The organism is Paenibacillus sp. P13VS (genome assembly GCF_015143645.1).
Classification (GTDB): Bacteria; Bacillota; Bacilli; order Paenibacillales; family Paenibacillaceae; genus Paenibacillus; species Paenibacillus xylanilyticus_A.
In genome coordinates this window covers 475,068-495,622 of the sequence record NZ_WYEV01000002.1, presented here as the reverse complement: position 1 = coordinate 495,622, position 20,555 = coordinate 475,068, and the positions used below count along the sequence as shown (strand labels likewise).

Annotated in this window: 21 protein-coding genes; 13 read left to right on the top strand and 8 right to left on the bottom strand. The window is 47.6% G+C overall.

Annotation, left to right across the window (positions count from 1 at the left end; translation table 11 throughout):
- Positions 1 to 37: 37 nt before the first annotated feature.
- The 3 genes from GUA98_RS03305 to GUA98_RS03295 are packed head-to-tail and all read left to right on the top strand — an operon-like array spanning position 38 to position 2,924.
- Positions 38 to 1,462 (top strand): CapA family protein, encoded by a 1,425-nt coding sequence (locus GUA98_RS03305; protein WP_193722051.1) that lies wholly within the window; start codon positions 38 to 40, stop codon positions 1,460 to 1,462.
- A gap of 34 nt (positions 1,463 to 1,496) precedes the next feature.
- On the top strand, positions 1,497 to 2,240 hold the full coding sequence (locus tag GUA98_RS03300; RefSeq protein ID WP_153977837.1) for a glycerophosphodiester phosphodiesterase: 744 nt from the start codon (positions 1,497 to 1,499) through the stop codon (positions 2,238 to 2,240).
- A gap of 51 nt (positions 2,241 to 2,291) precedes the next feature.
- Positions 2,292 to 2,924, top strand: coding sequence for a fumarylacetoacetate hydrolase family protein (locus GUA98_RS03295; RefSeq protein WP_153977838.1), 633 nt, complete (start codon positions 2,292 to 2,294; stop codon positions 2,922 to 2,924).
- Between the two features lie 109 nt (positions 2,925 to 3,033).
- Here the strand turns inward: GUA98_RS03295 and GUA98_RS03290 are convergent, their stop codons facing one another.
- Positions 3,034 to 3,441, bottom strand: a complete 408-nt coding sequence (locus GUA98_RS03290) for an SHOCT domain-containing protein (RefSeq protein WP_193722050.1) — start codon at positions 3,439 to 3,441, stop codon at positions 3,034 to 3,036.
- A gap of 354 nt (positions 3,442 to 3,795) precedes the next feature.
- Here GUA98_RS03290 and GUA98_RS03285 point away from each other — a divergent pair, with 354 nt between their 5' ends.
- The 9 genes from GUA98_RS03285 to GUA98_RS03245 all read left to right on the top strand — a co-directional run bounded on the left by GUA98_RS03285 (position 3,796) and on the right by GUA98_RS03245 (position 13,229).
- Complete coding sequence (locus tag GUA98_RS03285) at positions 3,796 to 4,353, top strand: MarR family winged helix-turn-helix transcriptional regulator (RefSeq protein WP_153977840.1); 558 nt, start codon at positions 3,796 to 3,798, stop codon at positions 4,351 to 4,353.
- A gap of 52 nt (positions 4,354 to 4,405) precedes the next feature.
- Complete coding sequence (locus GUA98_RS03280; RefSeq protein WP_193722049.1) at positions 4,406 to 5,854, top strand: aryl-sulfate sulfotransferase; 1,449 nt, start codon at positions 4,406 to 4,408, stop codon at positions 5,852 to 5,854.
- Positions 5,855 to 5,980: 126 nt separating this feature from the next.
- Positions 5,981 to 6,922, top strand: coding sequence for an ABC transporter substrate-binding protein (locus GUA98_RS03275; RefSeq protein WP_321573829.1), 942 nt, complete (start codon positions 5,981 to 5,983; stop codon positions 6,920 to 6,922).
- 25 nt (positions 6,923 to 6,947) lie between these two features.
- Entirely contained in the window at positions 6,948 to 7,724 is a 777-nt protein-coding gene (locus GUA98_RS03270) for an ABC transporter ATP-binding protein (protein ID WP_193722047.1), read from the top strand.
- 17 nt (positions 7,725 to 7,741) lie between these two features.
- Positions 7,742 to 8,515, top strand: coding sequence for an ABC transporter permease (locus GUA98_RS03265; RefSeq protein ID WP_095288032.1), 774 nt, complete (start codon positions 7,742 to 7,744; stop codon positions 8,513 to 8,515).
- A 225-nt stretch (positions 8,516 to 8,740) separates the two neighbouring features.
- Positions 8,741 to 9,550 (top strand): DUF92 domain-containing protein, encoded by an 810-nt coding sequence (locus GUA98_RS03260; protein WP_193722244.1) that lies wholly within the window; start codon positions 8,741 to 8,743, stop codon positions 9,548 to 9,550.
- Between the two features lie 13 nt (positions 9,551 to 9,563).
- The gene (locus tag GUA98_RS03255) at positions 9,564 to 10,142 is read left to right on the top strand and encodes a TetR/AcrR family transcriptional regulator (protein WP_153977844.1); all 579 of its coding nucleotides are present in this window, start codon (positions 9,564 to 9,566) and stop codon (positions 10,140 to 10,142) included.
- Positions 10,143 to 10,209: 67 nt separating this feature from the next.
- Complete coding sequence (locus GUA98_RS03250; protein WP_193722046.1) at positions 10,210 to 12,141, top strand: ABC-F family ATP-binding cassette domain-containing protein; 1,932 nt, start codon at positions 10,210 to 10,212, stop codon at positions 12,139 to 12,141.
- Positions 12,142 to 12,290: 149 nt separating this feature from the next.
- Positions 12,291 to 13,229: a hypothetical protein gene (locus tag GUA98_RS03245; RefSeq protein WP_193722045.1), complete on the top strand. Its 939-nt coding sequence runs from the start codon at positions 12,291 to 12,293 to the stop codon at positions 13,227 to 13,229.
- Positions 13,230 to 13,335: 106 nt separating this feature from the next.
- On the opposite strand, the gene GUA98_RS03240 is transcribed toward GUA98_RS03245, so the two are convergent.
- The 5 genes from GUA98_RS03240 to GUA98_RS03220 form a co-directional block, all read right to left on the bottom strand.
- Positions 13,336 to 14,376, bottom strand: a complete 1,041-nt coding sequence (locus GUA98_RS03240) for a M42 family metallopeptidase (protein WP_193722044.1) — start codon at positions 14,374 to 14,376, stop codon at positions 13,336 to 13,338.
- A gap of 99 nt (positions 14,377 to 14,475) precedes the next feature.
- Positions 14,476 to 14,859, bottom strand: a complete 384-nt coding sequence (locus GUA98_RS03235) for a lipopolysaccharide assembly LapA domain-containing protein (protein ID WP_193722043.1) — start codon at positions 14,857 to 14,859, stop codon at positions 14,476 to 14,478.
- Between the two features lie 137 nt (positions 14,860 to 14,996).
- Positions 14,997 to 16,787: an oligoendopeptidase F gene (gene pepF / locus GUA98_RS03230; protein WP_183521124.1), complete on the bottom strand. Its 1,791-nt coding sequence runs from the start codon at positions 16,785 to 16,787 to the stop codon at positions 14,997 to 14,999.
- A 197-nt stretch (positions 16,788 to 16,984) separates the two neighbouring features.
- Positions 16,985 to 17,170 carry a hypothetical protein gene (locus tag GUA98_RS03225; protein ID WP_095288025.1) on the bottom strand — a complete coding sequence of 62 codons (186 nt, stop codon included), beginning with the start codon at positions 17,168 to 17,170 and terminating at the stop codon, positions 16,985 to 16,987.
- A gap of 3 nt (positions 17,171 to 17,173) precedes the next feature.
- On the bottom strand, positions 17,174 to 17,407 hold the full coding sequence (locus tag GUA98_RS03220; protein ID WP_095288024.1) for a hypothetical protein: 234 nt from the start codon (positions 17,405 to 17,407) through the stop codon (positions 17,174 to 17,176).
- A gap of 163 nt (positions 17,408 to 17,570) precedes the next feature.
- On the opposite strand from GUA98_RS03220, the gene GUA98_RS03215 reads away from it, so the two are divergent.
- Positions 17,571 to 17,768: a cold shock domain-containing protein gene (locus GUA98_RS03215; RefSeq protein ID WP_095288023.1), complete on the top strand. Its 198-nt coding sequence runs from the start codon at positions 17,571 to 17,573 to the stop codon at positions 17,766 to 17,768.
- Positions 17,769 to 17,912: 144 nt separating this feature from the next.
- Here GUA98_RS03215 and GUA98_RS03210 read toward each other — a convergent pair whose 3' ends face one another.
- Both GUA98_RS03210 and GUA98_RS03205 read right to left on the bottom strand, forming a co-directional pair.
- On the bottom strand, positions 17,913 to 19,088 hold the full coding sequence (locus GUA98_RS03210; protein WP_193722042.1) for an MFS transporter: 1,176 nt from the start codon (positions 19,086 to 19,088) through the stop codon (positions 17,913 to 17,915).
- Positions 19,089 to 19,123: 35 nt separating this feature from the next.
- Positions 19,124 to 20,464, bottom strand: a complete 1,341-nt coding sequence (locus GUA98_RS03205; RefSeq protein ID WP_193722041.1) for a multi antimicrobial extrusion protein MatE — start codon at positions 20,462 to 20,464, stop codon at positions 19,124 to 19,126.
- Between the last annotated feature and the right edge of the window lie 91 nt (positions 20,465 to 20,555).

Sequence of the window (20,555 nt, the reverse complement as noted above, 5' to 3'; positions counted from 1 at the left end):
ATGATAAAGGATTGCTGTAGAAGAAGAGGAGCTGCCTATGTATCCCCCAAGATCAAATCGAAGTAATCAAAAGAAAAAAGAAAAACGTGCACGCAGACGTATTATCTGGATGATCAATCTGTTTCTGATTGCTGCAATCGGAGGGGTAGGCATATATTACGCAGCAGAGGTGCAGAAGCAGCAAGCGGAGCCGGCAACAAATGAAGCTGTAGTAAAAGAGCAACAACCTGAGGATCAGGAGGATGCCAAAGGTGGCGATGAGCTGAATTCGCCTGAAGCGGAGTCAGGGGCAGATTCGGATGCAGAACAAGATTCTATGGAAGTAACCAGTCCGGAGTCAGAAACTGCTGAAGATGAGAGCGTTTCATCCGGCGGTGAAACTACGGAGTCAGGCGGTAAGGAGTCTGATCAAGGGTCCGAAGAAGGGCAAAAAGGGACGGGAACAGCCAAACCATCAAATCCGAAGAGCAATGAAAGTTCCGGAGCCCAAACAACGGTTCCACAGCCTACAGGATCAGGGAAGAATGTAACCATTAATTTTGTTGGTGATATTCAGTTCTCTGGCAAGGTGGCCGAACTGCTGGAGAAGAATGGCTACGATTACCCTTATGCCAAGCTTGGCAGCCTGTTCAAGAATGATGATCTGACTGTAGGCAACCTGGAGACACCCGTCACTCTGGGCGGGTCAGCTGCTGAGAACAAAACATATGTTTACAAATCTTCGCCAAAAGCATTGGCAGCGATGGCTGCTGCGGGATTTGACGCAGTAAATCTGGCCAACAATCACATTTTGGACCAAGGTGTTGAAGGGCTCGTCGACACGCTAACCTATCTTCAGGAGTATGGTATTGCGCATACTGGGGCCGGGATGAACAGGAACGAGGCTTATGCGCCTGCCTATCTGGAACGGAAAGGCATCAAGATCGCACTGCTTGGCTTCAGCCGGGTTGTGCCGGAACCGACCTGGAAAGCGGAAGGGAATCGCGCCGGTGTTGCAGAAACCTATGATTCTACAGGGGCGGTAAACGCGATTCAAGAAGCTCGTCAGAAGGCGGATCTTGTAATCGTGGTAGCACATTGGGGAGAAGAGCGAGTCAGTACACCCAATGATGATCAGACCAGACTGGCACATGAATTTGTGGATGCTGGGGCTGATCTCGTCATTGGTGGGCATCCTCACGTGCTTCAAGGAGTAGAGTATTATAAGGGCAAGTGGATCGCATATAGCACAGGCAATTTTATTTTTTCGAAATCAACGACGGAAGAAACCTGGAAAACAGCTGTTTTTCAGGCAGAATGCAGCGCGGAAGCGAAGTGCAGCATGAAGGTCATTCCATATGAGGCAGGGCTTGGTCAAGCCATACCAATGTTAGGTGAGGCCAATAAGCTGTTATTGGAGCAGATGACTAAGCTCTCACCAGGCATTCGGTTTGACACAAATGGAGTAGCTTCAACAAGCTGATACAAGAATGAATACATCTAAGGAGTGGGAATACATGAGTAACCTATGTGTAGCACACCGTGGATTTTCTTCCACAGCACCTGAGAATACGATGGCAGCTTTTCAGCTGGCCATGGAGCAGCCTTATGTAACTTGGATCGAACTGGATGTGCAATTGTCCCGGGACGGCGTGCCTGTAGTCATCCATGACTTTTCGTTCAACCGGACGACGAATGGAGAAGGGCTTGTACGGGAGACGAACTGGTCTGACATTCAGAAGCTGGATGCAGGGAGCTGGAAGTCCAAGGCATATGCGGGGGAACGCGTACCGGCTCTCAGCGAAGTGTTGGATAGCTGCAAGGGCAAAGTACGTCTGAATATTGAGCTGAAAACGCAAGGAGACATGTATCCGGGCTTGCCGGCAGCCGTTATTGAGGAAGTACGCAAAAGAAACATGCAGGCCGAAGTCGTTTTCACTTCCTTTGAACCTGCTGCGCTGGCTGAATCTAAAAAAATCGCACCTGAAATCACGACAGGTCTCATCATTGATGCTCGTCCGGGTGATCTATTAGCGAGACTTCGTCAGCTGCAATGTGGATTCCTATCGATCGGTTATACCAACGTGGACAAATCACTGATGCGAGAAATGAAAAACGATGGCATTCAGGTCATGGCCTGGACCGTAGATGATAAGATCATTATGAAACGCCTCGCTGCAATTGATCCTGAACTCATGCTGTGCACGAATCGTCCTGACGCTTGGGATCAGGCATTGCAAAAGTCGAGCAACCGGGCTTAAAGGTTAGGGTCCATATTCGCTAATTAATCCAATAAAGGTGGTCGTATTTCGATGCTCTCAACGATTCGTAACGTATACTGTGTAGGACGCAATTATAAACTTCATGCGGAAGAGCTGGGTAACGCAGTTCCGGATGAACCGATGATCTTCATGAAGCCTTCGCATGCGGTTGTACCCATGAACGGAGAGGCAATTGAATTGCCTGCTTCCCGTGGGGAGGTTCACTATGAAGCTGAACTGGTCGTTCAAATCGGCGAGAATTATGAACCAGGGGTTGCTGTAGAGGATTTGATCGAATCGTACGCATTTGGCATCGATTTTACGCTGCGTGATGTACAGTCGGTCATCAAGAAGAAAGGCCACCCGTGGACTGCGGCCAAAGGATTCAAAAATTCCGCACCTGTAAGCGGTTTTCAGGCCTTTTCCGGTACGGAAGCTTTGCTTGAAAAAGACTTTACGCTGACCAAAAATGGTGTTGAAGTGCAGCGAGGCAACATACGCAACATGATTTTTGATCTTCAACACATTGTGGATTATGTAGGACATCACTATGGCCTTGGCGCAGGTGATATCATCTTCACTGGGACACCGGAGGGTGTGGGGCCAACCGTAGAGGGAGATGTGCTTGAGCTCGCCTGGGATGGTCAATCCGTTGGAAAATGTACCATTGCAGCTGCGAAATAATTTTTTAAGTTTCGTATGAATTATAATTATACAGTCATCCATTCAGGGGCGGGAAACCGCTCCTTTTTGACGTGATTATAGAAGATAAAGGAACACCATCTGTAAGCGATTAGGCCCACTCGTAAGAGGTACTGGCGCTATCCAGAACAATTTGTTCGATTTCCGCATGTTGTGCCTCATATTGCTCTTGGGTGATACTTCCGCTTGCCAGACGATCATCCAGCTGCTGCCTGAGTTGGTTGACCTGCAAAGCCACGACCTGACTGAAGTCTCCATCATTTTCGTCTGCAATGGTTTTGAGTGATTTGCCTGCGTACAGATCCTGATACAGATCTTCCTCGGAGGAGTGATTCAGTGCAGTCAGCAGCTCATCCTTGTTATCATCTTTGGTATTTAGACTTACGATGGACCACTCCGTTAACGGGATCGGCGAAATGGCTGATTTGCTCCAGGCGGTTCCTGCAAAAGACATGGTCACAATCATCGTACCCACAAACATTACACGTTTTATATTCATTCCTGTCATCCTCGCTTCTCTATTTAAGTACGAAGGGAATCGTAGCTTAATCTTGTTGTTTTGATCTGAGATTAGTTTAACCGGAGAAGCTGAAGTGAAACTTAAAATGGCATAAAAAATTCTAACAGGCAAAAAAGAATAAATAACTTTTAATTCTTACTTGACAGGTTGGGTTAGTAGGTTATATGATGAACTCAATTATTTTAACACTCATTAAATGAACAGTGAAATAAATTTGAATACGGATGCGAGCTGATTGGACCACCAAAGGCTCCCGGGACTACTCCATATGGAATGTCTTCGGGAGCCTTTTTGCGTACTTGCTAACGTTTCGGCTGGATAGGAGGAAATGAGATGAACGAGAGAGATTGGGATGCGTTGGAGAAAACGGATTGGCTGTTTCGCAAGATGGTCAGACGATTCGTCAAGGAGCGGGATCGTATAACGGTGGAAGGCATTAGCCTGCCGGGTATGCTCATCCTGCACAAAATCATTCGTGAAGGAGAACAGCGGCTTGGCGACCTGGCCGATCAATTGGATTTCACTTCCGGTGCCATTACTGCACTGACTGATAAGCTGGAGAAAAAGGGATTAACGATCCGCAGACGCAAGGAAGACGATCGCCGTACCGTCCTGCTCGATATAACTGCCAAAGGTCGGGAGATGTATGCCCGCAATAGCAATATCGGTGCCCGATGTATCACGCTTCTGTTTGAGGGATTCACCACTGCGGAACTGGAACAGCAAAGCCAATTGTATGAGCGGGTGATCGCGAATCTGGAAGGGTTCTCAGATACACTGCTGGAGCTTGCCGAGAGCAACACGAGAGATGAGACAGATCCGTCTGTGGACAACGACCTTGAACAGAAGCGAAAGGGGAATTCCGGAAAGAACAACTATCTCAGTTATTAATGCTTGAACTGTAGTGAATGAAATCTAACAATCCAAGGGAGAGATGAGAACGATGGGACACTCAACAATTTATCCAACAGGAGCAACGCTGTATAATCCGGAAAAGGCTTGGGGTGGTTACACCGTGTACCAGGCAGGTGAAGAAGGCGTTGTATTAATTGATATGAACGGTAAGGAAGTTCACCTCTGGAAAGGACTGCTCGGATTTCCGGCCAAGATTTTTCCTGGAGGTTATGTGCTGGGAAGCACGGGCAGAAGAGATCCAAAGTTCGGTATTCAGGATAATGTGGACCTGGTTCAGGTGGACTGGGATGGCAACATCGTGTGGAAATACAATAGCTACGAACATATTGAAGATCCAGGATACGAACCATTGTGGTACGCCCGCCAGCACCATGATTATCAGCGTGAGGGCAACCCGGTAGGGTATTATGCTCCTGGCCTTGCTCCGAAAACACAGGGTGGCAAGACACTGATCCTGGCGCACAAAAACGTAAGCAATCCGCAAATCTCGGATAAACCTTTGCTTGATGATGCCATTATTGAAGTGGATTGGGAAGGCAATGTGTTGTGGGAATGGCTTCCGAACGAGCATTTTGAAGAACTGGGCTTTGACGAGGCAGCACGCAATGTATTGTATCGTGACCCGAATACGCGTTCATTTGGTCACCTTGGCGGGGGTGTAGGTGATTGGCTGCATATTAACTCGGCTTCCTATGTTGGGCCTAACCGGTTCTATGAAGCGGGAGACGAGCGCTTTAACCCGGATAACATTATATGGGATGCCAGAGAAGCCAACATTATTGCCATTACGGACAGACAGAGCGGCAAAATTGTTTGGAAACTTGGCCCGGATTATTCCTCTCCTGAAGCGAAGCATATCGGCACCATTATCGGACAGCATCATGCGCATATCATTCCTCAAGGACTGCCGGGCGAGGGCAATCTGCTGGTGTTTGATAATGGAGGATGGGCAGGTTATGGTCTTCCGAATCCGGCTTCTCCATATGGCTTGAAACACGCGGTCCGTGATCATTCGCGCGTGCTTGAGATTGACCCGTTGACACTGGAGATTGTGTGGCAATATACCTCTGCGGAAGCTGGCTTTTCCGTTCCGACCGATTCGTATAAATTCTACAGCCCATATATAAGCTCAGCCCAACGCTTGCCTAACGGTAACACGTTGATCACCGAAGGGTCCAATGGCCGATTGTTTGAAGTTACAGCAGAGCATGAGCTGGTGTGGGAGTATATTTCCCCATACAAGGATGGGCGTAATACCAATATGGTTTACCGTTCATACCGGGTTCCATATCAATGGGTTCCACAACTGGAGAAGCCGGAAGAGGTTGCAATCGAAGCCATTGATGTATCGGTCTACAGAGTGCCGGGAGCAGCAGCCAAAGGCTCTGACTCGGTAGTCAATGTAGAGACAACGCTGCCGTTTGTTGAAGGGGCCGCTTGCGTAGCGACATCCGATGAGGGAAAACAAGGCAGTTAACGGTAGCCGAGAATAAATTGATTGAACGGGGTGCATGTTGTGAAAAAAACAGCCATTTTAAAGGGAGCATTCTTATTGCTCCTTTCCATAACTTTTATCATCTCCGGATGTTCTTCAAACGGAACAGTGTCCGAAGCAAAGGGCGGCTCCGAAGGTAGTGCCGCCAAGGTAAAGATCCGCATAGCGGATACAAGCACTAACCCGACGTTCAGGGTAGCCATTGCCAAAGGGTTCTTTGGAAGCCAAGGCATTGATGCAGAGAGCATCACGTTTGGTTCTCCGGCTGAAGGCGTGAATGCACTGTTTATCAAACAGGTCGACATTGCCTACGGTGCTGACTTCCCGGTGTTGAACGCTCTGGCCAAAGGGGATTATTCGATCATCGCTTCTGCAGGTCAGACAACGGATGAAGCAGCAGCTGCATGGAAGCTGTATGCCAAGGATGAGATCCAGACGGGTGCAGACTTGAAGGGCAAGAGCGTAAGCTTTATTCGCGGAACATTCCTTCCTTACCTGTGGGATGAGTATTTGAAGGATCAGGGGCTTGCGCTTGGTGATGTGAAGCAGATTGGGCAAGGGGCCTTCGATGAGTCCTATATTGCATTGAAGCAAGGGGAACTGGATGCCACTTGGGTTATCGGATCTGCATTAACCGACAAGTTCGATACGCTCGAAGGCTTCCATCAGCTGACAGATATGTCCCAGACTCCGGTAAGGCTTGGCATGGGGTTGGTTGCAAGCAATGAGTTCATTGAAGCGAATCCGGAAACGGTAAAGGGATTTCTTGTGGCGCTGGATCAAGCTTCAACATATGCCCAAGCTCATCCTGATGAGGTGGCGGATCTAATGTACAAGGAGACAAAACAACCCAAGGAAGCAACATTGAAGGATCTTCCCATCAATCCGTGGGTCGTTGGCTTCACCCAGGAAGCTTATGATAGTTTGGCGGGACAGAAGCAATACATGGTGGATAACGGAATCATTGAGCAGGATTTTGATCTCAAAGGCAAGTTAAATCTGGAACTTCTGAAACAGGCATTGCCGGATAAAGTTACTTATACCGAATAATCCAAAACGTACTGGAGGTGTCCTTATGTCCTTACCCGCAGATCGTCACACGATTCATATTGAACAGCTTCGAAAGACCTACAACGCTCCAACCAATGGAGAAGTGCATTACATTATCAAGGATGTTGATCTGGTGATCAGGGGCGGCGAATTCTTCGTTCTGCTTGGTCCCAGCGGCTGCGGAAAATCAACGTTACTTAATATGATCGCGGGTTTTATCTCCAAGTCGGGCGGGCAGCTTAAAGTGAATAACAAGGAGATTGACAGACCCGGAAGGGATCGTGCAATGGTGTTCCAACAGGCGGATTCCTCACTCTTTCCGTGGCTTACCGTAAGGGAAAATGTTGAATTCGGACTTCGGATGTCCAAGGTGCCCAAGTCTGAACGCCGTACGATTTCGGACCGTTACATTCAGCTCGTGGGATTGGGAGGACATGAAGGGAAGTATCCGAAGGAGCTGTCTGGAGGCATGAAGCAGCGGGTCCAACTGGCACGGGTGCTCGCCAATGACTCGGCAATTCTGCTCATGGATGAACCCTTCGGTGCGCTGGATGCCATGACTCGAAGAGTCATGCAGAAGGAACTGGTGAATATTTGGAGGGAAACTCATAAGACCGTTATTTTTGTCACCCATGACATCCAGGAGGCTCTATTGCTCGGTGAACGGATCGGAATTATGTCAGTGGGGCCTTCGTCGAACATAACGAATATTTACCATAACGTTCAGTCTTATCCGAGAAATATTGCTTCGGCTGAATTCAATAGCCTGTACGATCAGATTCAAAGCCATTTTGAAGAATAACTGAGGTGATCTGGACCATGAAATGGTTGGAGAAAAAGTGGGTGTCTGTACCGATATTGTGGGTTACAGTCATTCTGATATGGCAGCTTGGTGCATTGCTCTACGGGCCGGACGTGATTCCTGGTCCATGGGATACTGTGCAGGGTGCTCGCGAATTAATTGCGGACGGCACACTCATGCAGTATATCGGGATCAGCTTCACACGTGTACTGGCCGGTTGGGTGCTGGGAAGTGTCATTGCCATTCCGGTAGGGCTGCTTATCGGCAAGGTACACATCATCCGTCTGTTTGCCGAGCCCTTTCTTAATTTTATTCGATTTATCCCGCCGATTGCTTTCATTACATTGTTCCTGGTTTGGTTCGGCATTGGGGAACAGTCCAAGATTGCTCTAATCATGTATGCGACATTTTTTATTGTTGTACTCAATACACTGACGGGTGTCCTGTCCATTGAAGAGGATAAGATTCGTTCAGCCCGCAGTATGGGCGCGAATGAGTGGCAGATTTTACTGCATGTAGTTGTCCCAGCTACGACCCCATACATTTTCACAGGTATTCGATTGGCGATGGGAACTTCCTATATGGCCATTATCGGTGCAGAGATGATTGCTTCCAATGAAGGTGTAGGCTATCTGATCTGGAATTCACGGCTATTTTTCCGGACGGACTGGATTTTTGTTGGTCTCATCTCCTTGGGGTTCATGGGTTTTCTCACGGATCGTTTGTTCAACTGGTTTGGTCGCCGTGTATTGTATCGGTATGGCGTCATTGGCGGGGTCAAGCGAGGCTGACACTGTACGGAGCGGACGACGCGATGACTTTTGTAAAAGGGCAGTTTCGATCCATTATATTTCCTCCAGCAGACCTGGTTCGCAGCTTTCTAAGCTGCCGGATCAGGTTTTTGTCATGCCTGCAACGGGAGTTTCGGCATTGGGCTCAAACCGTGGTATAATTGAATTTCAAAAATAACATAAACGTCATGTGGACCATAGATGCTGCCACATGCAGGAGAGATTATGGACTGGATTATCGGCGCCGTATGCGCTTTTATTGTGGCGGGTGCAGCCTACGCGAAGAAGTCGCTAACCCTGTCCGGTTGCTTGGCAGCTGTGTTGATGGGAACGATCTATTACGGGGCAGGCAACCTGTTTTGGTTTGGCACACTGCTGTTGTTTTTCATAACTTCAACCCTGTTGTCCAAGTATCGTAAGGAACGCAAGCAGGAGCTGGAGAAATTGTATGCCAAGACAGGCAATCGGGATGCCGGGCAAGTGTTTGCCAACGGCGGAATGGGCATGCTTCTATGTTTGGTATACTGGATATTCCCACACCCGGCCTGGATCTATGCTTTCATTGGTGTAATGGCAACCGTAACCTCTGATACCTGGGCTACCGAACTCGGAAGCCTGAGCCGTAAGCCACCACGTTCCGTGGTGAGCTGGAAGGTGCTGACCCCAGGCGCTTCCGGTGGTGTGTCGTTACTTGGGACAACAGCTGCGGCAATAGGCGGTGCATTGATTGGAGCAGGGGCATTTATCTTTTCTTGGATCGCAGACTTTGAAACGCTCGGATTTCTAAGCTGGACGTGTGTTGGGCTTGTAGGTGGACTGGCTGGAGCATTTGCCGATTCCTACCTTGGAGCAACAGTCCAGTTGATGTATCGCTGTACTGTATGCGGCCGAGAAGTTGAGGTCAGTGAACACTGTGGTCACAAGACCGTTCGCGCACGAGGCTGGACATGGATGAGCAACGATCTGGTTAACGTGCTGAGTTCGGTGATCGGCGGATGTGTGGCTATCGGTTTGGGTATTATTTTGGCGCTGTAGGGAGGGAGTGCAAGTGAGCACTGTGCAGGGAGACAAGTCGGAGGCTATTTTGGATGCGGCTTATGGTATTTTTGGATCAAAAGGATTTTATGAGACGAAAATGTCCGATATTGCTGAAGAAGCTGGCATTGCAAAAGGCACCATTTATTTATATTTCAAGAGCAAGGAACAACTATTCGTCGCAGTTTCCAAGCGGGACTGTAACAGTTTTATCAGCAGGCTCGATTACGCCTTGAAATCTCAGAAGAATACAGGTGAGAAGCTTGGCGCAATTGCCAAGACACACCTGACTTATTATTACGAGCGGCGCAATCATACAAAGCTGTTTTTTATGGCACCTAATAACGATCCGGATCTAATGAAATTCATGAAGGCCTTTATGAATGAGTATATGAGCATGGTGTGTGAGGTGCTGAAAAGTGCAAGTGTACCTGAGCCTGTGCTTTTGGCAGAAGCTTATATCGGGATTTTGGATCGATTGAAGATGGATATTATGCTGAATCCGGAGTTCAATGAGGAAGATCTGAATAAACGGATTGCTTTTGCAGCGGCACTATTTCTGGACGGTTGTCGTTCTTTTTTACAAGTATAAGGTTCATCATGAGCATGGAATCAAGAGACTCTTGAATCTCAATTTACAGAGAAGTGGGTAACGAGCAATGAACATAATGACGGTAGAGCAAATTTCAAAAAGCTATGGCGAAAAAATATTGTTCAAGGACGCCTCGTTTGGCATGGGCGATCAGGATAAGATCGGCGTGGTTGGCGTAAACGGAACGGGAAAGTCCACGTTTCTGCGTGTAATTGCAGGCATGGAACCGGCTGATGAGGGACAGATTGCTATCGGAAATGATGTCCGTATTCAGTTTTTGGCACAGAATCCTGAATTTAACCCTGACAATACCGTACTGCAGCAAGTATTTGAGGGCGATAGCCCAGAGATGAGAACAGTGCGTGAATACACGGAGACGATGGAACTGCTCGAATTGAATCCATCCGATCCTGCCTTGCAAGAGCGGTTGTTGCGTCTGAATCAACAGATGGAGCAGCTTCAGACCTGGCAGATGGAAAGTGAAGCCAAAAGCATTCTGTCCAAACTGGGTATTCGTCAATTTGACGCACTAATGGGAACCTTGTCCGGAGGACAACGCAAGAGGGTGGCTCTAGCGTCTGCGCTAATTCACCCCTGTGAGCTTCTTATTCTGGATGAGCCGACGAACCATATCGATAATGATTCTGTTGTTTGGCTGGAGCAATATCTGCAAAAACGTCGCGGTGCACTCCTCATGATTACGCATGATCGCTACTTCCTGGATCGTGTGGCGAATGTGATGCTGGAGCTGGACCATGGACGTTTGTTCCGTTATGAAGCAAACTACACCCGCTTCCTTGAGCTCAAGGCTGAGCGGGAAGAGCGCGAATCAGCCTCGGAGCAAAAACGGCAAAACCTGCTGCGTACAGAGCTTGCCTGGATCCGTCGCGGGGCCAAGGCGCGGACTACGAAACAAAAAGCAAGAATTGACCGTTTCGAACAGTTAAAGGATCAACAGGGGCCGAATCGTTCTGGCTCTTTGGAGGTTTCGGTAGGCTCTACTCGTTTGGGCAAGAAGATTCTTGAGATTGAGCACTTATCCAAATCTGCAGGTGGACGGAAATTAATTGAGGACCTGAACTATATCGCTGTGCCTGGTGACCGGGTAGGTATTGTGGGTCCGAATGGCAGTGGTAAATCGACTCTGCTGCAGCTGATCTCAGGTAAACTGGAACCGGATGCTGGAGAAGTCGTTCTCGGTCCAACCGTTAATCTGGGCTATTTCACGCAAGAGCATCAGGAGATGAATGAATCTCTGCGTGTTATTGAATATATAAAGGAAGTGGCCGAGAATGTGCGGACGGCAGATGGATCCCTGATCACGGCAGCCCAGATGCTGGAACGGTTTCTCTTTACTCCTGCGTCGCAGTGGACGCCAATATCCCGTCTGTCAGGTGGGGAGAAACGTCGTCTATATCTGCTGCGTATATTGATGGCTGCGCCCAATGTATTGCTGCTGGATGAGCCAACGAACGATCTGGATATTCAGACGCTGGCGGTACTCGAAGATTACCTGGATGACTTCCCGGGTGTTGTTTTCGTTGTCTCCCATGATCGCTATTTCCTGGACCGTACAGTGGATAAAGTGCTAGCCTTCGAGGGCAACGGAGCTATCCGGGTACATGTTGGCGACTACAGTGAGTATGCCGAATGGATGCTGAAGAATGCACCTGGAGCTTCTCAGGTGAGTGATACTGGGTCAGCAGCGAAAAAAGCAAAAACAGATGAGGTTAAGCCTGCTGCATCTACAGCCAAGCCGAAGCTGAAGTTTAGCTTCAAGGAACAACGGGAGTATGATCAGATCGACGAGAATATTGAGAAAGCCGAGGCTAACCTTGCGCGGATCAACACGGCGATGGAGGAATCCTTCAGTGATTCAGCGCGTTTGCAGGAACTCATGGCAGAGCAGGCTGAAGCAGATCGTCATCTGGAAGAACTGATGGAACGTTGGACGTTCCTGAATGAGCTTGCAGAGCAGATTGAGAAAAGCAAATCCTAATCGAAAAGTACAAATCGTCATCGTTTAAAATAGGGTTTAACGCCTTGTTTTGAAGGGTGGCGATTTTTTTTATATGAAACGTTAGCCATATCCATTACGTTGTAAGTAGTAAGGAAATAATTCCAGTGAAAGGAGAGAACACCACATTTATGTATAAAGAATGGAATGAACAACTGGCTGTGCTCAAGGAAAAGGGGAGAATTTACGAGAAATGGAACAATCGCCTGGAGAAGTTGAACCAGGAAGAAGCTGAGTGGAAGGCGAAAGTACAGCGGCGCCTGGAGCATCTCCAGAAGGATCAGAATGATGTGGACCGGCTGAATGGCATGACCTTATCTGCATTTTTCTATAACTTGATTGGTAAAAAGCAGGAGAAGCTGGAGAAGGAAGAAATCGAATTAATGGAGAGTAAGGCTGAGTATGATACCGCATGCCAAATGTTACAAGACATTCACGAGCAGAAGAAAGAAGTGCAGCGCGAACTGGATGAGCAAAGTAAATATCGATTTTGGGAAAATGATTACAAGGTGCTGTGGGGTAAAAAGGAAAATCAACTGCTGGCGAGTCACGATGAACTTAGGCAATTGGCGGAGGATCTGGAGCATTTACGCGGAGAAATGAAGGAACTTAAGGAGGCAGACCGCGAAGGGGAACGCCTGCTAAGTACACTAGGCCGTGCAGGGGATGCGCTCAAGTCTGCAGGGAATTGGGGAATATACGATATGATGGGCGGAGGTATGATATCCACTCATATCAAACGCGGTCGTATGGATGACGCTCAATCTGCCTTAACGGAAGCGGGAAGACATTTAAAGCGATTCCAGAAGGAGCTTGAAGATGTGAAAATGGCGGTACACGCTGACCTGGAGCTTGGGGGATTATTATCCTTTGCAGATTACTTCTTCGACAATCTCTTCGTGGACTGGATGGTGCAGGACAAAATCCGAAAAGCCGAATCCCAGGTGGAAGAGGGCCGTCTTACCGTCCGTCGTACATTGCATGTGTTAAAAAATGAAATTCGTGATCATGAGAGGCAAGTAACGCAAATCGAGCAGCAATATCGTCAGTATGTGGAGCAGGCTGATTAAGGTGGATGTCCAGTTAGGAGAACATGATAGGGTAAAAAAAGATGCCAGACAGCGATGTGAGCTGTTACTGGCATCTTCCTATACTCCTGAAGTATACAGAGAGTGATTACTTGGTTGTGATGTATGAAGCGAGCAGTCTGGCTGTATTCACAACGGCATCCTTGTGCGTGCGTTCCATCGAATGGGACGCATGTACACCAGGACCAATCAGTGCAGCACGAATGTTGTTTCCACCTCGCAAGGCAGCACTGCCATCTGATCCGTATTGTGGATAAATATCAACGACATAATCGAGATTGGCTTGTTTGGCAAGTTCAATCAGACGACTCGTCATGTCATAGTCATATGGACCTGAAGAATCTTTGGCACAGATGGATACATCCGTTTCTTTACAGCTGAGATCGTCCCCCATTGCCCCCATATCTACGGCGATCAATTCACTGATCTCGGACGGGATATACGAGGCGCCATGTCCAACTTCTTCGTAGTTCGAAATAAGCAGAGAGACGTTATGTAGAGGCTTCCAGCCTTCCCGATGAGCAGATTCCAGAATGCCGAAAAGGGCAGCCACACTGGCTTTGTCATCCAGATGACGTGACTTGATATATCCGCTTGGCGTAATCACTGCACGTGCATCGAATGAAATAAAGTCACCGACGCCGATACCGAGTTTAAGAACATCTTCCTTGGATGAAACTACTTCATCAATACGAACTTCCATATGGCTTTCCTTACGCTCAAAGGTGCGGGCATCAGGGTAGACATGAACCGAAGGGTGCAGGGAGAGAATCGTACCGGTATATGTTTTGCCATCACGTGTGTGGATCGTGCAATACTCATTTTCGATACTGTGCATGGTGAATCCACCCACAGAGGTTAGCTTGAGTGTACCGTAAGAAGTGATGGAACGTACCATCGCTCCAAGCGTATCCACATGTGCACTGAGTCCAATGGTCTTGGAGGCATCCTGCCCAGGCAAAGTGAGTACCGCTCCGCCTTTGTTATTTAATTCAAACGAAATATTCAATGATTGGGCTTCTTCCCGGATCATTTCGATAATGTGGTGTGTGTAGCCACTTGGACTCGGAGTATCCAGCAGCCTTTTCAGAAGATCCAGGACGTAGGATTCATTAATTGTAAAATTCATATAGAGTTCCTCCTCATAATCAGTGTTCCCGAACAAGAATACAGCCTGTCTGGTCGAATGGGACATCCATTCCTTATGCCAGCAGGCTGCTTGTTCTTCTTACAACGAATCTGCAGAATTTCCTTTGCGCTGCTGACTCTGGATGGAATCCGTCTCAGCCATGCGATCCGTTTCAGTTGATTCGAAGGCTCCCATCGATGCGGTGGAACCTAGTGAAGAATAGCTCGAAGCCGTGTTCTCCAGTTCGGTTACACGCAATTTCAATTGCTTGTTCTCACGCTGCAATCGATACTGACGGAAGATGCCATAGGAACCAACGATGATTCCGCCAATCAGGGTACAGCCCAGAATCAGCAAAATCAGAGGGATTTGAACCGTGTTAAACAGCAGGTTAACCTGCACGGAATCCACATTAATAACAGCGAAGATTCCGGTAAGAAGTGCAAAAACAAGACCTGCGATGAGGGTCCATTGCATTTTCATGGTGGTGCCTCCTTGTTGAACAATTCAGGAATACGAATGCATTACCCCAAAGAAGGCGCTGTGCATCTGGCTTGATTATAAAATCCCTTGCCCGAAATGGGCAAGGGATGCAGGTTGCGTGTAACAGAGAGACAACTTTATTTAGTCAATTGTTCCATCTGTTCAATCAATTCTTTGAAGACACTCATGGCTTCGCGAATTGGCTGTGGAGAAGACATATCCACGCCTGCTTTTTTTAGAATATTGATGGAGTAGTCACTTCCACCACTCTTGAGGAAGCCAAGATAACGGTCTACCGCAGGCTGACCTTCTTCGAGAATCTGTTTGGAGAAGCTCGTTGCAGCAGAGAAGCCCGTTGCATATTTATAAACGTAGAAGCTGTTGTAGAAATGGGGGATACGTGCCCATTCCATCTCAATATCCTTATCCACAGCCATGCTGTTTCCATGGTATTGGACGTTAAGGTCGTAATAAATTTCAGACAGGAGCTGCGGTGTAAGGGCCTCGCCCTGTTCAGCACGCTCATGAATGATTTTCTCAAATTCGGCAAACATCGTTTGACGGAACACCGTTGTACGGAATTGATCTGCATAATAGGTCAACAGATACAGTTTTTCCTTCGGATCCGTGGATTTGTTAAGCAGGTAATCCATCAGCAATGCCTCATTGGTTGTGGATGCAACCTCTGCCAGGAAGATGGTGTACTGTGCATCCCGATACGGAAGGGTAGTATCCGAATAATAGGAATGCAGAGCATGACCCATTTCATGTGCCAGTGTAAACATGCTGTTCAGATTGTCTTTATGGTTAAGCAGGACATATGGGTGTGTGCCGTAAGCACCCCAGCTGTAAGCACCTGAACGTTTGTTTTCGTTCTCATATACGTCAATCCAGCGGTCATCATATCCAGCCTGCAATGTATTTGCATAATCCTCGCCCAGCGGCTTCAGGCCATCTTTGACGGTCTGTTTTGCTTCCTCATAAGTGATGTCCATTTTATACTCATCAACCAGAGGAGCGAACAAGTCATACATATGCAATTGATCCACACCGAGCAATTTTTTGCGCAGATCCATATAACGGTGCAGCAGCGGGAGGCTTTCATGAATGGTGTCCACCAGGTTGGTGTAAACCTCTGTTGGAATGTTGTCACCGTATAGTGACATTTCCATTACGGAAGGGTACTTCCGGACATTCGCATAGAACATGTTTTTGGTGACATTGGCATTCAGGGCTGCAGCAATCGTGTTCTTCTGTTTGGCGTACGTTTCATACACGGCTTTGAAGGCACGTTCGCGAACTTCGCGATTAGGGTTCTCCAGGAATTGAATGTAGCTTCCGTGGGTAAGCTCCACATCGTTGCCGTGTTCATCCTTAATTTTCGGGAACTTGAGATCGGCATTATTCAGCATGCTGAAGATGGTTTGCGGCGCTTGGGACAAGTTGCCCACCTGTGCAAGCAGGGCTTCTTCCGTTTTGCTCAAGACATGCGCCTTCTCACGTTTCATCTCTTCCAGTGTGAACTTGAATGCAGACAGTTTCTCATCTGCAATGAATGCATCCAGCTGATCATCCGGCAGAGAGAGGATTTCTGGTGTGACAAAGGAAAGAGCTTCTCCGACACGCACACTCAGCTTTTGTGCTTTTTGGGACAGGTTTTGGTATGTAGGATTAGCTGTGTCTTCATCTTGGTGCATACGTGCATACACAAAAAGGCGTTCAATTTTGAGACTTACCTCATCTTCGAGTTCAAAACATGCCTTAAGCGATTCCGGCTTGTTCAGCTTACCTTGAAACTCGGAGGCTTTCTTGGTCAGAGACGTTACTTCTTCGTATTCCTGATCCCAGGCTTTCTGATCGGCGAACAAATCTTCGAGTTTCCACGTATGTTCAGTTGGCACCTCGGAACGTTTCAATAATTGACTCATGGGAATCCTCCTTTGATGAAGTTGATGTATAGACCAATCTGCTCTCGTCTCGCTCGCTTGTGCGGAGAGAGACGAAGGAATCAGACTGAGTACTAGTATGACAAACAGTGATTTTCGATATTTCAACGGCCTTCCTCCTGACTATACGAGCAGTTCGGTATAGTATGGCCTTGGGCCTGTTGAAATATTTGAGAACACTAGGCTCCCATATTGGCTAGGAAATAGACGATCAGGAAAAAAGCAAAACAAATCAGCAGCGTGGCTATAAGGGCCATTCCCCGTCGCAGCCGATCCGGGATGGAACTGCGTCCCAGAATAAGCACAACTCCCAGTGAAAAGGCAAGGATAATGAAGATGACAACATTGCTTGAGTCAAGCGTCATTCATTACACCTCTTTGAAAGCAGCCATCAGCTGACGCCATTCATCCTCGCGGTTCTCGAAATCGGCTTTTGGAAAACGGCGCTCAGCCCAGTGCATCAATGCAGGGCGACTGAGAAACGTGTGGCATTCTTCGCCCCATTCCTCTGAAATTTCACGGAGTACGAGGTATTTGCCTTGTACTTCTACCGTCATCATATTCCACTTGTCTCTTTTGTATATTTCATGTTTTTTAATCATAGATAGTCTCCAAACTTACGGTTTTGGTAAAATGATACCGTACCCTACGTTTCAAAGCAAATTTTTTCCGCATTTATTGAAAAGATAAATTGCAAAGTGGAAAGTCATACAGTATAATGAGGGTATTCGCCATAGATGGCGATATTTTTAGGAGGTTGTTCATTTGAAAGGTACAGTTAAATGGTTTAACGCAGAAAAAGGCTATGGCTTTATTTCAGTTGAAGGCGGCGAGGACGTATTCGTACATTTCTCCGCAATCCAAGGCGACGGCTTTAAAACATTGGAAGAAGGTCAAGCGGTAGAATTCGAAATCACTGATGGAAACCGTGGTCCTCAAGCAGCTAACGTAATTAAATTGTAAGATTTTTCCGTTCAACGGATTTCTTATAAATGATTGGCTTCTAGCTGAATATAAAGAACCCAAGCACAGTCCCCCTACGGAGACTGTGCTTTTTTGTGTTTATTTTATAAAAACATTTTATAAAAAGAGAGCAAGGTGTGCTCATTATGCACGTTTGGTCATACTGGATAACAGCTTCAGGATGAAACCAAGAAGTGCAGCGAGTGAGAAGGCCATGGCCGTAAGGTAGAAGACCTGTCTGCCTGCATGATCCAATATCAACCCGCCAAAGGTTCCGCTCAGCAGACCTGAGGCACTTGACCATACGATGGTGAACATAGCCATACCTGTCGCACGATACGCATCGGGTACAAGGCGGGTAATATAGCGGACCGCTGTTACGTAGAAAATGCCAAAGGTGACGCTATGCATGGTTTGAATGGCGACAACAGCCGCTGGTGTATCCGATACAGACATCAGAAATAAACGAAGGGTATACATAAGTGCAGCAAAGGTGAGTAACGGAAGCTCCTTATACCGATTGCCATACTTGCTGAGCAGCAGGAATATAGGAATCTCGCTCACGGAAGAGATGAGCAGCGACCAGCCGATCAGGCCTTCACTGGCACCGAGATCCTTCAGCGTGATGGTGAGAAAAGCTTCGTTCATCCGATGCCCTAATGCGAGCAGGAAGACACATCCGAAAAAGCTCAGCACATCTCTGCGTTTCAGGATTGCCCAGAGCCCGGAGAGATCCATTTTGCTGCTGCTTCCAGAGGGTTCATTCTGATCCTGCAACCGGAAACCGATCAGAAGTGTAATGGTCGCAAGTGTAACACACACCCACATCGTCCAACCGGGTCCAAAAGAACCAAGAAAATAACCAATGCTTAATGCAAAAAAAGCATAGCCAATGGAGCCGAAAACTCGAATGGACGTGAAATTCCGACCGTATTTGCTTGCAGTGGTAATCGCCATTGTATCGGCAAGCGGGTAGACCGGGTAGTAGAAAAAGTAAAATAACGTCACCAGGATAAATACTTGGCCAAAGGACGTTGCATTGGCGAGCATGACGCCTGTAATTAATTGTCCGCCGAGCAGAATGATCATGACTTTGCGAACCGTTTTGTAGCGGTCACTGGCCATACTCCAGAACATATTGGAGAATACGGAGACAAGTGGACCGATACCGTACAAGTAGCCAATCTCGGCCCGGCTGAATCCCAGATGACTGAAGTAGAGCTGGAGATAGGATACGACGAGCACGGTCGAACCGAAGATTGTAAACATAAGTGCTCGCAGCCAGTTTTGATCCGGGCGAGCGTTGTGACTTAATTTCATGTTGAGAGACTCCATTCTTTATTACATTTCAGTATTTAGCCTTTAAGTGAAGATGACTTGCGGGACGGTGGAGCAGACATCGAAGGTTCCTTCTGCGTGCGCCGGATGACAAGCCATACAATGATCAGTTCTGCCAACAGACCGAGTGACTGGGCGACCGCACCAATCATGCCGTTCCAAGCCGGGAAGATACTAACCAGAATGAGCAGGACGATCACGGTACAGATGGCATTGGCTGACTGGGAGCGGAACATCGTTTTGGTCTGTCCCCGCAGCAGGATTAGCCCATTGCTGAAATCAAGAAAAGGCGAAATCAGCGGAAATAGCACAAAGGCCCGCAGCGTCCATAAACTTTGCTGCAGCAGGTTTCCTTGAACGCTCATTACATTTTCCAGTACCCATGGACCTAGAGGTGTATAGGCTATGGCTGCTGTCATGGCAAACGGAATAAATCCGGTTACCAGTGCGAATTTTTTCACCAGTTTGGCATCAATCTCATAGAAATTAAGCACAATTTGATGGATATAGGTGAAAAAGCTTAACATGAGCTGCATCAAACTGCTGGCTACGGCAAAAGAAGAGATGGCCAGCGCAATACCTGTCGTTTTGCCAAGGACGATATTAATGACAGGTCCGATGAACAAGGCGACAAAACTGGATAACAGCAGCGGTTTGTAGAAGCGGAAAACGTCTCCTTTGTTTTCGACAGGATGATCCTCCAGCTTGGCTGGCATGCTCCGCTTGATGCTGTTTCCCTCAAGAAAACTGACGAGTGCTTCAATCATCATACCTGCCGCAAAAATGATAGCGCCTACACGACCACTGTTAATACTGTCTGTATAGATGAAATACAAGGATAGGCCATACATGCCTCCAAGACGGAATAACATGCCTATCGTCAGCCACTTGGTCCGATTATTCGTAATGATAATGCCTTGATAGATATTGCGAATGACCGAGAAGATACTGACGTACATCAGGATTTCGTAGACATCGATTACTTTGGACAATAAATCGGGACTCACGCCGAACAGATATTTGAAAACCACTGTACCAATGGGAGAGTATACGATAAGGAATCCGATCAGCAGTACGCAGGCAAGAAATATTTTGGTGACGAAAGTGAGGGCCTGAAAGGACAGGCGGTCCCGTACCAGCGCAGAACAGGTTTGCCGCAGCAGTGTGGAGGGGCGTTCCGTAAGGGTCAGCAGGCTGCCTGCAATAGCGTAGCTGGCAATGACCGTCTCCGGATGGGCGGATCTGGCGAGTGTACTATTAATAATTACGTGAGAAATGGTAACCAATGAGGCGGATATGCCGAGCGGTACAAAAAAAGCAAATAACCGTCTCCACGAGAGAGGCTCACTTGACATCATGTCAACGACTCCTTTGATGGATGAAATATTGTTAGTATATCACAAAGGCTAGTTGGCGGAAGCGATTTTTTCCCGTGATTATGCGGTAGAT